This window comes from Gammaproteobacteria bacterium (genome assembly GCA_019748175.1).
In the GTDB taxonomy this organism is placed as follows: Bacteria; Pseudomonadota; Gammaproteobacteria; order JAIEPX01; family JAIEPX01; genus JAIEPX01.
The window spans coordinates 19,401-33,560 of sequence record JAIEPX010000020.1; the positions used below are offsets into that span (position 1 = coordinate 19,401).

14 protein-coding genes are annotated in these 14,160 nt (G+C 39.8%); 6 read left to right on the top strand and 8 right to left on the bottom strand.

The window, feature by feature from the left end; all coding sequences use genetic code 11:
* Position 1: 1 nt before the first annotated feature.
* The 5 genes from K2X50_08640 to K2X50_08660 all read right to left on the bottom strand — a co-directional run bounded on the left by K2X50_08640 (position 2) and on the right by K2X50_08660 (position 3,845).
* Complete coding sequence (locus K2X50_08640) at positions 2–1,201, bottom strand: cytochrome P450 (protein ID MBX9587310.1); 1,200 nt, start codon at positions 1,199–1,201, stop codon at positions 2–4.
* Positions 1,202–1,867 carry a hypothetical protein gene (locus tag K2X50_08645; protein ID MBX9587311.1) on the bottom strand — a complete coding sequence of 222 codons (666 nt, stop codon included), beginning with the start codon at positions 1,865–1,867 and terminating at the stop codon, positions 1,202–1,204.
* Positions 1,868–1,930: 63 nt separating this feature from the next.
* Complete coding sequence (locus K2X50_08650; GenBank protein MBX9587312.1) at positions 1,931–2,707, bottom strand: outer membrane beta-barrel protein; 777 nt, start codon at positions 2,705–2,707, stop codon at positions 1,931–1,933.
* Positions 2,708–2,815: 108 nt separating this feature from the next.
* A complete protein-coding gene (gene ruvX / locus K2X50_08655; GenBank protein ID MBX9587313.1) occupies positions 2,816–3,250 on the bottom strand; it encodes a Holliday junction resolvase RuvX in 435 nt (144 codons plus the stop codon).
* A 25-nt stretch (positions 3,251–3,275) separates the two neighbouring features.
* The gene (locus tag K2X50_08660; GenBank protein ID MBX9587314.1) at positions 3,276–3,845 is read right to left on the bottom strand and encodes a YqgE/AlgH family protein; all 570 of its coding nucleotides are present in this window, start codon (positions 3,843–3,845) and stop codon (positions 3,276–3,278) included.
* Positions 3,846–4,004: 159 nt separating this feature from the next.
* Between K2X50_08660 and K2X50_08665 the strand changes: the two genes are divergently transcribed.
* The 6 genes from K2X50_08665 (at position 4,005) to rho (ending at position 10,603) form a co-directional block, all read left to right on the top strand.
* Complete coding sequence (locus K2X50_08665; GenBank protein ID MBX9587315.1) at positions 4,005–5,558, top strand: phosphoenolpyruvate carboxykinase; 1,554 nt, start codon at positions 4,005–4,007, stop codon at positions 5,556–5,558.
* 64 nt (positions 5,559–5,622) lie between these two features.
* On the top strand, positions 5,623–6,444 hold the full coding sequence (gene proC / locus K2X50_08670) for a pyrroline-5-carboxylate reductase (protein ID MBX9587316.1): 822 nt from the start codon (positions 5,623–5,625) through the stop codon (positions 6,442–6,444).
* A gap of 22 nt (positions 6,445–6,466) precedes the next feature.
* Positions 6,467–7,069 (top strand): YggT family protein, encoded by a 603-nt coding sequence (locus K2X50_08675; GenBank protein ID MBX9587317.1) that lies wholly within the window; start codon positions 6,467–6,469, stop codon positions 7,067–7,069.
* A 264-nt stretch (positions 7,070–7,333) separates the two neighbouring features.
* On the top strand, positions 7,334–8,749 hold the full coding sequence (locus K2X50_08680) for a hypothetical protein (protein ID MBX9587318.1): 1,416 nt from the start codon (positions 7,334–7,336) through the stop codon (positions 8,747–8,749).
* A 172-nt stretch (positions 8,750–8,921) separates the two neighbouring features.
* Positions 8,922–9,248, top strand: a complete 327-nt coding sequence (trxA, locus tag K2X50_08685; protein MBX9587319.1) for a thioredoxin TrxA — start codon at positions 8,922–8,924, stop codon at positions 9,246–9,248.
* An 86-nt stretch (positions 9,249–9,334) separates the two neighbouring features.
* A complete protein-coding gene (gene rho / locus K2X50_08690; protein ID MBX9587320.1) occupies positions 9,335–10,603 on the top strand; it encodes a transcription termination factor Rho in 1,269 nt (422 codons plus the stop codon).
* Here rho and K2X50_08695 read toward each other — a convergent pair.
* From K2X50_08695 to K2X50_08705, 3 genes are all read right to left on the bottom strand, one after another.
* The gene (locus K2X50_08695) at positions 10,600–11,361 is read right to left on the bottom strand and encodes an MBL fold metallo-hydrolase (GenBank protein ID MBX9587321.1); all 762 of its coding nucleotides are present in this window, start codon (positions 11,359–11,361) and stop codon (positions 10,600–10,602) included. The genes rho and K2X50_08695 overlap by 4 nt on opposite strands.
* A gap of 1 nt (position 11,362) precedes the next feature.
* Complete coding sequence (locus tag K2X50_08700) at positions 11,363–11,836, bottom strand: cyclic nucleotide-binding domain-containing protein (GenBank protein MBX9587322.1); 474 nt, start codon at positions 11,834–11,836, stop codon at positions 11,363–11,365.
* 100 nt (positions 11,837–11,936) lie between these two features.
* The gene (locus tag K2X50_08705; GenBank protein ID MBX9587323.1) at positions 11,937–14,018 is read right to left on the bottom strand and encodes a Cache 3/Cache 2 fusion domain-containing protein; all 2,082 of its coding nucleotides are present in this window, start codon (positions 14,016–14,018) and stop codon (positions 11,937–11,939) included.
* Positions 14,019–14,160 lie beyond the last annotated feature (142 nt).

Below are 14,160 nucleotides of genomic sequence, written 5' to 3' on the forward strand. Positions count from 1 at the left end.
CTTACTGTGAATTTTGTATCATTAATCGAGTGATATATCTCAAGCTTGTAATGTTCCCCCATGCAGTTTGATTTGGAACTAATTTTGCTTCAGGTAAAATTTTAATAAATTGCTGTAGGGCAATCTCAGTTTCAAGTCTTCCAAGTACAGAGCCTAAACAAGTGTGTATCCCTTTTCCAAAGGCTAAATTTAATTGTTCTCTTTTTATATTGAGGCGATGAGGATCGTCAAAAATTTCAGGGTCTCGATTGGCAGCATTTAAAAGAGGCACAACGAGGGTATTTTCAGGTATTTCAGTTTCATTAATGGTCACTGGGGCTGTGGTCCAACGAGATAACTTATTGAAAGGGGTTTCATAGCGTAAACATTCTTCTACAGCTTGAGTTATGAGGTTGGGGTGATTTTTTAATAATTCGATTTGATCAGGATGACGTAAAAGACTATAGATTGATAAACTGATAGCCAGTCGGGTGGTTTCATGTGCCGAAAATACTATAAAGGTTGTTGCGTCTGCTATTTGAGTATCATTTAGAGGCTCTTCCATTAAAGCATTATTTTCTATCACGTAGGATAAAAAGTTACTTTGAGGATTATTTTTATAATCCGCTAGATAGTCGTGAAAAAATTGTCTTAAAGTAGGAAGTAATGTTTGTATGCTATAAACCTTATCAGATGAGCCGGTATCCAGATTTTGAGTAATGGTATCAGAATATAATTTAATAAATTGATTTTCGTGTGGCGGTAATCCACTAAGATCGCATACTACAGCCAAGCTGAGAGGCCCAGCGAATTCAGATACAATATCAAATTGATCACGTTTTTTTAGTGACTGTAGTAAATGTTCAGATAAGGCTGAAATTGTATCAGCACGGGCACGAATAAATTTAGGATTGATGGCTTTAGCGAAAAATTGGCGCATTTGGGTGTGTTTTGGCGGGTCTTGAAATATTAGCCAGTTCATCAAAAAGGCATCCATATCATTCTCACGTAATTGCTCTTGAGTGAGTGTCTTGAAATGATGCGGTGGTCTTCGTGAGGTGTTTTTATTCGTTAATAAAGCAACCACGTCTTGGTATTTGGTTAGATAAATAACACCGCTGTCATCTTGGTAAACAGGTTCTTTTTCTTGAATAAGTTGATAAGTGGGGTAAGGGTCGGCGATAAAATCAGGGTCATAAAAATCAAGTTTAATTTTTTGCATTTATTTTTTTCCTGGTGCGTCATTGGTGATATCATGAACGACGATAGCGGAATAGCTTAGGCTGTCTGAGTGCTCATAATAATTTTCAATGATGTGACGTTGATCAGGAACATGAAAATGAATGCGACGATATTTTTCTAGTAGGGGATCTATGAGGCGTTTGCCAATGCGTATTTGAGCATAGTCTTGTGCAGATATAGCGCCGTTTTGTTTAATGTAGTTAGCGTAACCAGGTAAAATTGCACCCGCAATAATATAGTTAAGTTTTAATTTTTGTGCCAGCGCTAATAAATGAGGATATGGAGCTCCAAACAAATTATGTTGTTGGAAGGACTGTTCCACTACACCTGAAACAATATAGAGCGCGTTAGCATTTTGTGGTGGTTCCTGGTCGGCAAGAAAACCATTGTTGGTGATGTGATCCCAGCTACTGAAATTACTGAGGTTTTCGGAATTATAATGAACACAACATGTGCTGATAATATACGCCAATTGATTGTCAACGTAAGTTAAAAAAAATCCCTGCTCAAACTTTTCTATGCGTGATCGCATTTTTTCGATAGAGGCATGATGTTTGGGGTCTAGTGAAAAACTTTTTTCTACTTGCATGATTTCATTGAGATCTTCGAGTTTTGCCGTTCTTGTGTAAATATTATTTTTTGACATTGAATTACTCAATTATTTATTTTAGAGGGGGCATATAAAATATGCCCCTCGATAGGCGATTTATTAAAATGTGTAGACTAAACCAATTTTGAATACGTTGGTATCGACTCGAAGTTTGCGATGCTTAATGAAGTTTTGGAAATTATCGTTTCCATTTGATGGGTTTCCTTCGACGCCGTCAGATAAATGTTTGCTGCCGTAATAAGTATATTGGTAAGAAGTGAATAACCCAAAGTGATTACACAGTTGTTTATGCGCCCCAGCACCTAACACAAACCCGTATACATCTTTGCTATCATTAAATGTCAATGGACTCGATCCAGCTAATGCAGGAACAAGATTTTTAAGTTTGGTTTTTAATTTCGCTGTCGAAACGCCAAGAATTCCGTACAGTTCAGCTGAGTCGGAGATCAGTACACCTGGTTTAAATGTGAGATCAACTGTATATCTTATCTTCCAACTTTCTTGGAAATTAATAAGATCAGGTAACCCAGCATCTGGTGTGAAATTCCAGAAGGTTTGATTAGCAGTATTTGAGAATGCATTACCGCTCAATTCTATTCCGTATACATATTCACGATCAGCATAGAAATTCCAGCCTAGTGATATTCCACCATTGTAACCTCGGGCGCTGTCTTCATCGCGATACCGAGTGGTTGAACTCACTGGATTTATAAAATTCACTCCCGTGATTAATTCGCTATTTGTTTGTCCTGTAACGAATGAAGCGCCAGAATTGAGGCCAATGTAGAAACCTTTGTGGAAATCTTGAGCTAAAGCGGTACCGGATGATAATGCAAAAAGAACAGATGTGGCTATCTTAGCCTGATTCATGGACATATTAACTCCTTTTAACATGAATAGTGAACAATGTTGGGCTAAAATATTCAATGTCGTGAACATTGTCAAGGGTATTATTAAATTATAATATCAAATTTGCAAAACCTCTCACAACTCAAGACGCGACGCCTGAGATTGTAACCAGCTTTCTAGGATGAGTTTGGCAGAATAGCTGTCGATAGCGGTTTTGTCGAGGGCCTTATAGCCTGATAAGTCAAATAATTGTTGTTTGGCTTCAACTGTGGTGAGGCGTTCGTCAACGCGATGCACGGGTAATTTGAATTGGGCCTCTAGTCGATTGCCGAATTTTTTTGCTGCGGCTGTGATGGGCTGTTCAGTGCCATCCATATTGAGTGGAATTCCGATGACCAGTGCTCGAGCGTTCCAGGTGGTGATAATTTTTGCAATTTCATCCCATTTGGGGATGCCATTTATGGCTTTTAGGCTAGTAAGAGGATTTGCAGTGCGTGTGATTGTTTGCCCTACCGCTACACCAATGTGTTTCATGCCAAAATCAAAACCAAGCACTGTAATATTGGACAAAATGAGATCCTATGTCGCTTGGAATTTATGCATGACCGGCTTCAGAAACAAAACGGCTGAATTCTAATCCAATTGAGGCTGCTGCTGCGTTCCAGCGATCTTCATAGGGGACTTCAAACAAAATTTTGATATCTAAAGGTGCAACAAGCCAAGAGTTTTCTTTGATTTCGTCCCATAATTGCCCTTTGCTCCAGCCTGCATAGCCTAAAGTGATGAGCATGTTGCTGAAAGACGCTTGAGGAAAAGTAATGAGATCTTGTTTTGAAGCAGAAATGATGAGGTTGTTAGCTGGGTCTGTGAGAAGTCCTTGTCCCAGAATTTTTTCTCGGTGAATAATGAAACCATGTTCGGGTGCTACAGGGCCACCACGAAGAACGGGATAATTGTTGAAGTCAGGATTATCAGCGGGAATTTCGAGATGCTCCAGAATACTGGCCAAGGTAATTTCCATTGGTTTATTGATCACAATCCCCATGGATCCATTGTCGTTGTCTTCAAAGATATAAGCGACTGATTTTGAAAATATCGAATCGTCCAAATCTGGCGTTTTTATGAGAAGTTTGTTTTTAAGCGATTCTGCTGGTTTCTTACTCATGGCAGGACTCTCTGAGGGTGAATTTGGATCGATTATACACGTGTTTGCCCAGAATCTCAAAATGTTTAAATTGCCTGTATTGCTCTACGAGATTGAGATATCGGGGTAGTTCTGAGATAATCATTGTTTTATCAAAAGTGACCGCCAGAGGAGAGTAAAATGAGAGAATTATCAGCACCCACTGTATACAAAGATTTATCGGTGGCGGAATTGGGTGAATTGGCGTTAAAACTGGGTGAAGTATCGCCTTGTCTTAATGGGGCGTACGTCGCAACAACGGGCAGCCGTACGGGACGTTCGCCAAAAGACCGCTATTTGGTCAAGGATTCCCTGACGGAAAACACAGTAGATTGGGGTGAAATCAATCAACCCATTGACCCTGCCCTTTTTGCAAAATTATGGTCGCGCGTGACGGAATATCTTGAAGATAAAGATACGTTTGAATCGAATTTGTCAGTGGGGTCAGATCATCGTTATTCATTACCTATTAAAGTGATTACCGAATATGCATGGCATGCAATATTTGCTCAACATATGTTCATTCGAGCTCAAGAAAGAGAAAGCATTGAACATCCACAATGGACAATTCTCAGTGCGCCTGGATTTAGTACAGATCCAGCGCGTGATGGTGTGAGAAGTGAAGCTTCTTTAATTATTAATTTTACTGAGCGGAAAGTTTTGTTAGCAGGTCTTCGTTATGCCGGTGAAATGAAAAAAGCCATGTTTTCTGTGATGAATTTTTTGTTGCCACCTAAAGGTGTTCTTCCTATGCACTGTGCTGCGAATGTTGGCCAAGACGGTGATGTGGCGTTGTTTTTTGGATTATCTGGAACGGGGAAAACGACGTTATCTGCTGACCCAGATCGTTTTTTAATTGGTGACGACGAGCACGGCTGGAGTGAAAATGGAGTATTCAATTTCGAAGGTGGTTGCTACGCCAAGTGTATTAATTTGTCACAAGAGAGAGAGCCGTTAATTTGGGATGCTATTCGTGATGGCGCCATCATGGAAAATGTCGTATTAAAAGATGATGGTCAACCTGATTATGCAGATGATCGATATACTCAAAATAGTCGGGCAGCTTATCCACTTGAGCATATTGAAAAACGTGTGATTGCAAATCAAGCGGGTGAGCCAACGGCAGTGATTTTTTTAACGTGCGATCTTTACGGCGTGTTGCCTCCCATTTCGCTCTTGAGTAAAGAGCAAGCCGCTTATCACTTTTTGAGTGGGTACACCGCATTGGTTGGAAGTACTGAAGTGGGCAGCACAGCAGCAATTAAAGAAACGTTCAGTCGATGTTTTGGGGCGCCTTTCTTTCCGCGACCAGCTAGCGTTTACGCTGAATTGTTGATGCATCGCCTTGATCAGAGCGGTGCTCAGGTATATTTAATTAATACCGGCTGGTCTCGCGGTGGTTATGGAAAAGGTGGAGAGCGTTTTTCAATTCCAACAACTCGTGCCGTTGTGAGTGCAGCAGTGAGTGGTGAATTAAAGATAGAAGACACGGTTTTGTTGCCGGGTTTTAATTTGCGAATTCCTACATCGGTGAAGGGAGTGGATCCAGATTTGTTGAATCCTTCATTAAATTGGAAAGATCAAAATGAATATCAGCAAAATTTGCAAGAGTTGATTAATCGGTTTGTGGGGAATTTCAAAAAGTTCACCGTTTCTGAAGCGATTTTAAAAGCGGGGCCAGTTATTTCAGAATAATGTGTGTGGCAAAGAAGCTGGTTTTTTGTTGGTAGATTTAAAGATTTTTTATAGAGGATAAGTTATGGACGGACGAAAAATTGCGTTTATTGGTGCAGGAAATATGGGGGCCAATTTAATTGCTGGACTCATAAATGATGGATATGATCCTCAGAAAATTTATGCTTCTTCGCCTGATGTTGCTGGTTTGCAAAAGCTCTCAGAACATCTCAATATTCATATTTCAACTGATAATAAATCAATTGCAGCAGTGACTGATGTGATTGTTTTGTGTGTGAAACCGCAAATAATTTCTGTTGTTATTGAAGAGCTTGCTCAGACAATTCAGGAACGCCAGTTGTTGGTGATTTCAATTGCTGCTGGTGTCAGAGCGGAGCTTATTCAAAAAAAACTCGGATTCAATTGTGCAATTGTTCGATGCATGCCTAATATCGCTGCGTTGGTTCGTAGTGCTGCCACTGGCTTATTCGCGAATGAGAATACGTCTGAAATACAAAGAGAGATAGCAGAAACATTATTGCGATCGGTTGGTGTCACCGTTTGGGTTGATGATGAATCTAAATTAGATGCAGTGACAGCGTTGTCGGGTAGTGGTCCCGCTTATTTCTTTTTGTTAATTGAAGCGATGCAAGAAGCCGCTACTAAATTAGGACTTTCGGAAGGTGAGGCGAGTTTGCTCAGTTTACAAACGGCGCTAGGCGCAGCAAGATTAGCCTTGGAAAGTTCTGATTCTGTGATAATGTTACGTGAACAAGTGACTTCACCAGGAGGCACTACAGAGCAAGCTATCAAGACTCTGGAATCAGGAAGTTTGCGAAAATTGGTTTATGATGCAATGACGGCTGCGGCTGTTCGTGCACGAGAATTATCTGAAGGTTTAAAGTAGCCCATTTATAGAAGGATTAGCGATGTCGACAATTATTGCCTCTTTATGGTCTTTATTAGACACCGTTTTTTCGTTTTACATCATGTTACTTTTGTTGCGATTATTGCTGCAAAAATTGCACGCAAATTATTATAATCCTCTTTGTCAGTTTGTAATTCGTATTACGACACCTGCAGTTAAAGCGTTGCAGCACTGGTTGCCTACTTGGCGAGGAATCGATTTTGCAGTGCTCGTTGTTATTGTGACTTTAACAGTAATGAAATTTATTTTTATGGGATGGATGCTATTTTCCAGCTCGCCTCGTTTATCAGGGATTATCGTGTGGTGTCTTGGCGATTTACTACAAAATGTATTCCACTTATTTATTTATCTAATCATTGGTCGAGTGATTTTATCCTGGATTCAAAATGCGCAACTAGCTCCCGTTTTGGAAGCGATTTATAAACTAACGGAACCTAGTTTAAGGCCTGTGAGACGATTAATCCCGCCCATAGGAGGTCATGATTTATCTCCCTTGTTTTTAATTCTCGCTTTACAGCTGCTGGTTATTTTGATTGCATCACCTTTGGAGGGCTATGGGCAGCTGCTCGCTTTCCAGATTAGGCCGCCAGCATCTCTCGGTTAAGGATTTTGGGTATTTTAGTCGCTCAATGCCCTGTATTGATGAGTGTTGATTTTAAAACCGAGAGATGCTTCCTTTAATATATTTAGGGGAGAGAATCACGATTCTCTCCCCTAAAACCCCTCATCGCAAAAGGAATCTCTTCTATCACCTTGAATGCAAATGATTTCTATTAGCCGGGGACTGCTGTTGTAATCCCAGTTAAGTTGTTTTTTTGGCAATAAAAGAGTAAAATGTGCCCTTTATGGGTTTGTATGAGAGATAATAATGCGAGCATTAGAAGAAGATAGTATAGAGAATGGTGGTGGTAGCAACGAAACGGGCTTGCAGTTGGCTGTCGTTGAACGTGATGACGATGAAATTTTAGAAATTCCACGCTGGCCAGAGAATGAATTTTTTCCACCTACACAACCCGCCCCATTAAATTTAGTTAGTTTTACAACCTCAGCAATTTTCATCGGTTTTGTTTTTCGTGCATTAGTCACTTACGCAAATTCTTTCGAAGAAGTTCTAAGTATTTTTGACCTTATATTATTATTAGGTTATCCGCTTATTGGTGACAACCGCATTCTTGCGATGTTTTTCACGTTATGGTTTTGTGGTACGGCTTATGTAACGTGGCGATTTTGGACACCTGCAATCCAAGAATATACTGCCCATGGTGTAGATTGGTTGGCGAATAGATTTAGAACGCCTATTGCAATATTTGTTCCCCCGTCAAATGCTTTTGTGTCTTTTATCAATAGACGATATCTTTCCCCTGTTTTTGAAACAAGAGCTTGGTTAGGTTATGTTTCTGTCGCATCATGTGTCGCTCTCGCAGGATTAGTCGCTAACGAAAATGAAGAAGGCACTCGAGAATTTTGGAATATTTCAAGTCGATCCTTTTTAACGATTGGGTTTAGTTTATTATTGGCGGGTTTCGCGGTGCTATTTTCCATTTGCTCTGATTTGCGCATGATTTGGCGAGATCGATATGCGGCGGAAGGAAGACCTTTTCCCCCGCAAAGACCGGGTACCGGAACCTATATTATCGTTACATTAGGTATGCTGGAGCTCGTTTATCGTACGTATATAGTAATCTATAATACAGCATTTGAGTTCACAGGAAGTCGAGGGTGGGCGAATGCTAACGCGTTCATTTTTACATTTTTTGGTACGATTCAAAATTTTTGTTTTCAGGCTATTTATGCCCTGGAAGGTTCGCCCGTAATTGGAATAATTAATCGCATGATTTTGAGAATGCCGGTACCCGTTAAGATTGTATTTTTAGGGTTAAATGGTGTCACGATTGTGGTCATTAATATGGCTTTGTCAACGTATAATATCCAAACACTGTTAGTGTCAAATTTTGGAACACCTTTTCTGGTCGCAATTATAGTTGGTGGGTCGCATAGTATTTTTATTGCATCCGGCGATTTTATTACGAGCTATTTAGATGGCGTTGTGAGAATTACAATGGGATGGGATTTATCCCCTGAGATGCGTTTTATTCAAGGTGATAGAAGTCCTGCGGCTTTAGATAATTTGGTAAGGGCGGGACGATTTAGAGTGGCCTATGCGGGTGGTCAAGAACGAAACAATTTGCCCGATAATCAAGCAGTTGAGTTGTTAAGCTTAGAGCATGGTCAGGCCGACAATGCGGCAGATACTCAAAGAAATGGTGGCTTGGGAAATCTATAGTACAATAATTCTTAACTGAGACGTGCTTTCAGGCTTGCTTTTTCTGAAATTAGTGCCTATGCTTATAGAGTCCTAGCTCGGCAGACCCGAGAATTCCCATTTGATTAATCCCCTTTATCAGTGAATTCAACAAAATTTTACGTGGTGAAGGTTAATTTTAGAGGCTTAAGTAATGAGTAAAAACACAGTAGCTGTTACCGATGCATCATTCGAAACGGAAGTGCTAAAAGCACAGGGCCCAGTGTTGGTTGATTTTTGGGCTGAGTGGTGTGGGCCATGCAAAAGCATAGCGCCAATTTTAGATGAGGTTTCTGTAGAATATTCAGATCGACTAAAAGTTGTGAAACTAAATACTGATGAAAATCCTGATGTGGCTGTAAAATATTCTGTGCGTTCAATTCCGACATTAATGATATTTAAAAATGGCGTAAATGAAGCGACACGAGTAGGTGCATTGACAAAATCCCAATTAACGGCCTTTGTTGATGAGTATCTTTAAATTAATTTCTATAACTAATTTTGTTTCATGCAAAATTTGTTCTATAACGAGAGAGAAAAATTGTGGTTAAAGTCAAAGTTGAAAGTATAAATGTCGCTGATCTCCAGCAAAAAAGACCCGAAGAGTTAATGGAAATGGGCAGGCAATTGCAAATTGATAACCTTGCCGGAAAGAGCAAACAAGTTTTAATTTTTGAAATTTCAAAAAAATTAGCTCTTGAGCATCCTGAGCTAAAGACAGCGATTCATGGGAATGGTGTACTTGAAATATTACCCGATGGATTCGGGTTTTTACGATCTCCCAAAATGTCTTATTTGCCGGGTCCTGATGATATTTATGTTTCACCTAACCAAATTAGACGATTTAATTTAAGAACAGGTGATAGTGTTGTCGGTATTATTCGAGCGCCAAAAGAAGGCGAACGATATTTAGCCCTGATAGAAGTAGAAAAAATTAATTTTGACTCGCCTGAAGTTGCGAAAGATCGTGTGGCATTCGAAAATTTAACTCCAGTGCATCCTGATAGTCGAATTATTATGCAACGCGGTAACGGTAGTAAAGAAGATGTTACTCCGCGCATCATTGATTTGGTGGCGCCTATTGGTAAAGGACAACGAGGTTTGATCGTTTCTCCACCAAAAGCGGGTAAAACAATGATGCTTCAAAATATAGCAGCATCAATTGCGAATAATTATCCTGAATGTTATTTGATTGTATTGTTGATTGATGAGCGCCCTGAAGAAGTAACTGAAATGGAGCGGTGCGTTAAAGGTGAAGTCGTTGCGAGTACTTTTGATGAGCCTGCAACACGTCATATTCAAGTTGCTGAAATGGTAATTGAAAAAGCGAAGCGCTTAGTCGAACACAAACTTGATGTTGTTATTTTATTGGACTCTATTACTCGTTTAGCACGTGCTTACAATACTGTTGTTCCTGCTTCAGGAAAAGTCTTAACGGGTGGTGTTGATGCCAATGCATTACAACGGCCGAAACGATTTTTTGGTGCTGCTCGTAATATTGAAGGTGGTGGAAGTTTAACAATTTTAGCGACCGCGTTGATTGATACGGGTTCAAAAATGGATGACGTTATTTACGAAGAATTTAAAAGTACGGGTAACAGTGAAATTCATTTGGATCGCGCTATTGCCGAAGGACGAACTTTCCCGGCAATTAATATTCAACGTTCAGGTACTCGTCGTGAAGAATTGATTACAAATGCGGAAGAGCTGAATAGAATGTGGATATTACGAAGAATACTCCATAATATGGGTGAAAAGCCTTCTATTGATTTCTTGTTGGAAAAATTGGGTCATACCAAAACTAACGAAGAATTTTTTGATACGATGAAGCGCTAGAATTTAAATTCTTGCCCTTTTTTCACGAACCCCAAAAAACCGTGCTCTTTTGCATCGGGGAGATGTCCGGGATTGTAATGATAAAGCCACATTTTCATTTTTATCGATTCAGGAAGTGTGGCCAGATCACTGAAATGAGCATGCACGCCACTATGTTGTGTTGCTGTCTCGCAATCTTGAAAAATAACATCAGCTTCGGTGTAGAATCGCATAAGTAATTGCGGGCAAAATTGAGTGTCTGCAGTGTAGTAAATTTTAGTTTGATTGGCTTTGAAAAAAAGACCGTGGCAAGGCGCTAGTGTAAATCCATTCATAACATGAGCTGTTTGAACTACACGAAATTCAATTCCGTTCCAATGAAATGTGTCATTTTCTTTAATTCCGATGGGGTCAAAGTATGTGTTTAAATGACACAATTCGCCTTCAAGTGATTCCATGCTTCCTGAAAGTGATTTTTCCCATAAATCATGCATAAGTGATTCGCTGATGTAGAGTTTTGGTCTGTCACACTGATCATCGAATTTGCGAGTGAACCCGAGCCATTCTAATCCACCCATATGGTCTGCATGTAGATGAGAAATATACACGTCTGTAATATCACGGTGTGCCATTTTCAGTTCATAGAGCGCATGACGTGCATCAGACCCGCAATCGATCAATAATTTTTTGTTATCATCGGTTACCAGTAAAACATTCGAATGATAATTATTTGCGCCTATAGTGAAGGCGGTCCCTGATCCTAAGAAAATCATTTTCATGTTATACAATCGCCGATAAATTATCTCGTGACAGAGAGGCCACAAGCGCATTCGCCTTTTTTAATCGCTCTGAAAGTGTTAGTGCGACGTTGTGACTGATTTGCAGTGCATTGGGATCCTTGTCTTCGATATCACGTAAGAAATGTTTAGCGTCAATATAAAGTAATTTCGCTCTATTTTTGGCATGGACGCCCGCCGTCCGTTCTTGCGGTGATAACATACAAACTTCACCCACGTACTCTCCGGGTTGAAGCGTTGCAAGGACTTTAATTATTTTTTGGCGATTGTCAGTTTCAAGAACCACATCGATAGTCCCTTCGACTAAGATATACATCCCTTTGCCCAAATCGCCTTGATGGAATAGAAACTCGCCCGGATCTAAGTTAACTTCAACCCGGTTAGCAACCATCATTTGTAAATAATCTTCCGACACATTATGGAAGAGGCTGTTATTAGCCAATGTTTCAAGAATCATAGTAAATCCCTCATTACCTTAGTTGACGTATCAACTTCTAATACCCCTTATAGCAATTATAGACCTTTTTTGGACTTTGGCCTATTTGGTATAATCTGTATTAGTCCTTAGTTGTATACCTCCATACACCATCCCAATCCGCTGGGGGTGGATTTCGCTTAAAACGTTTGCATCGTTCAAGCAATACTTTAGCGGCTTTATCATCCGAATGTTCTTTAAGCAGTTCGTTTAATAGATTAATCGCGTCTTCCCACCGTTGTTGTTGGTAGGCATTAAATGCGTCATCATAAAGTTTAACATAGTTCAAAATCGAAGAGTCTGTCGTAGAGGTTCGTTCGCAAATTAGTTCATATATTTTATGATGAACGGCTTGCCCCTTGACAGTGATAGAATCAAGAATTCGAAAAACAAAAAAATCATTTACTACAGCCACAACGCTGTCGCTGACGATTATTTTTGTGCCATAGATTCGATTAATATTTTCCAAGCGACTCGCTAGATTTATGTTGTCACCAATTGCTGTATAATTAACACGAGTTGATGAACCGAGGTTGCCGACGATTGCATCGCCTGTATGAATGCCAATTCGCGTCGGGAATTCTGGTCTTCCGGATTCTTTCCATACCTTGTTCAGTTGTTTCAGTTTATGTTGAAATTGTAACGCCGAAATACAGGCATGGTAGCAATGCTTGTCATCAGGCAAGGGGCTATTCCAAAATGCCATAACGGCATCACCAATATATTTATCTATGTTCCCAAGATTTTCGCGAATAATTGTGCTCACGACGTCAAAATAATCGCAGAGATGTTGCATTAGTTCTTCGGGTGGGATTTTTTCTGCGATCGTAGTGAAACTTTTTATATCCGAAAAGAAAATAGTGATATCTTTTCTTGACCCCCCAATCTGATCCCCCATGCCTTTGTGCACTAAAATTCGAACGAGATCAGCGGGGACATATTTTTGAAAAGAGCGTAGCCCTGTTCGCATTGAATAGATAGCTTCACAGAGGTAGGAGATCTCATGAATATGAGTATCTATAGGCGGTGTTTCTGCTAGGTCGAATTCGCGGATTTTTCCGGTGACTGCGACGAGTTTCCCCAAAGATTTTGAAATTTGTCGTGAGTAAAAGGTAATGAGAATAATACCGAAGAATAATATTAAGGCGCAAATCTTTATGGTCATAATATTAGCATTTTTTAATTCCCCAACAAAATCATCTTCGGGTACAACGACAACAATACGCCAAAGCTTATCTTGAAATCCCGGGATGTTCTTAATTGAAGCGAGGTAGCTCAGTTTTTTGTCATAAAAAATAAATTTCTCTTTGCCGGATTTTTGAAATTCATCGAATGCTTTTTCTTGCCAGGAGGGTAGTTCCTTGACAGAGCTTAATTGGGCGTCTTTATTATTTTGAATGTTAACGAGACTGGGGTGCGCAATTAAATTTCCTGACGCACCGATGATGTATGCTACGCCTGTTTTTCCAATAACTTGGGTTTTTAAAAATTCAGACAAACTTTTTAACTTCATATCAATACCCACAACACCTTGCAAAACATTATTTTTATATACGGGTTGTGCTGCTGTTACGCCAAGTGTTTTTCCAGCGCCTGAAAAAAATACGTAGGCTTTAGACCAAATAAATGCTTTTTTATTAACAGCATCTTGGTACCAAGGACGAGAGCGTGGGTCATACGTGATTTTAGGTTGAGCCACTATTTTAATTACTTTTTCTGACCTGTCGCGATAAATATAGTTGTCAGTGGGTGGAGTTGCGCCTCGATTAATAATTTCTGATGATATAGTGTTATCGGATTCACGTCGTGAAACAATAAAGTTTCCTTGAGTATCTCCCCAATACACCATTGCAGCATTAGGGATTGTTTTGAGAAGTTCTAAAGAAAAATCTTCCATTTCGGCCGTTGTGTTCAGATCGACGGTGTTCGATCCAATTAATTTTACGGCGAGGTTGCTTGATTGCTCTGCGGGATGTAACACACCGATCAGTTCACGCTGTACTTCCCTTGCAACGGTTTCCATTTGTTGATCAGAAATAACCATTTGGGATCGATAAAATCGAAATGAGGTGATTAGTACAATTGTTAATATTGTTGCAATGAACAATGTTAGGAATAGTCCTAGAACACTCACTTTTAAAGATACTTTGAAATCTTTGATCATAATCCCTGCTCTGCGAATCCATATGCAGCGGAAACCGCTGATACGTTAATAATAGCATATGAACCCGTAATTAGCCCATTTGTAGGAAGGGCTTGCTTGTAGAGGGGGAGAATCATTATACTACCCGTTTGTCGCGAAAAGG

Coding starts and splice junctions, on each gene's coding strand:
- proC (MBX9587316.1), top strand. CDS start 5,623: ATGGACGGACGAAAAATTGCGTTTATTGGTGCAGGAAATATGGGGGCC.
- K2X50_08705 (MBX9587323.1), bottom strand. CDS start 14,018: ATGATCAAAGATTTCAAAGTATCTTTAAAAGTGAGTGTTCTAGGACTA.
- trxA (MBX9587319.1), top strand. CDS start 8,922: ATGAGTAAAAACACAGTAGCTGTTACCGATGCATCATTCGAAACGGAA.
- K2X50_08660 (MBX9587314.1), bottom strand. CDS start 3,845: ATGAGTAAGAAACCAGCAGAATCGCTTAAAAACAAACTTCTCATAAAA.
- K2X50_08695 (MBX9587321.1), bottom strand. CDS start 11,361: ATGAAAATGATTTTCTTAGGATCAGGGACCGCCTTCACTATAGGCGCA.
- K2X50_08645 (MBX9587311.1), bottom strand. CDS start 1,867: ATGTCAAAAAATAATATTTACACAAGAACGGCAAAACTCGAAGATCTC.
- K2X50_08665 (MBX9587315.1), top strand. CDS start 4,005: ATGAGAGAATTATCAGCACCCACTGTATACAAAGATTTATCGGTGGCG.
- K2X50_08675 (MBX9587317.1), top strand. CDS start 6,467: ATGTCGACAATTATTGCCTCTTTATGGTCTTTATTAGACACCGTTTTT.
- K2X50_08650 (MBX9587312.1), bottom strand. CDS start 2,707: ATGTCCATGAATCAGGCTAAGATAGCCACATCTGTTCTTTTTGCATTA.
- K2X50_08700 (MBX9587322.1), bottom strand. CDS start 11,836: ATGATTCTTGAAACATTGGCTAATAACAGCCTCTTCCATAATGTGTCG.
- K2X50_08640 (MBX9587310.1), bottom strand. CDS start 1,201: ATGCAAAAAATTAAACTTGATTTTTATGACCCTGATTTTATCGCCGAC.
- K2X50_08680 (MBX9587318.1), top strand. CDS start 7,334: ATGCGAGCATTAGAAGAAGATAGTATAGAGAATGGTGGTGGTAGCAAC.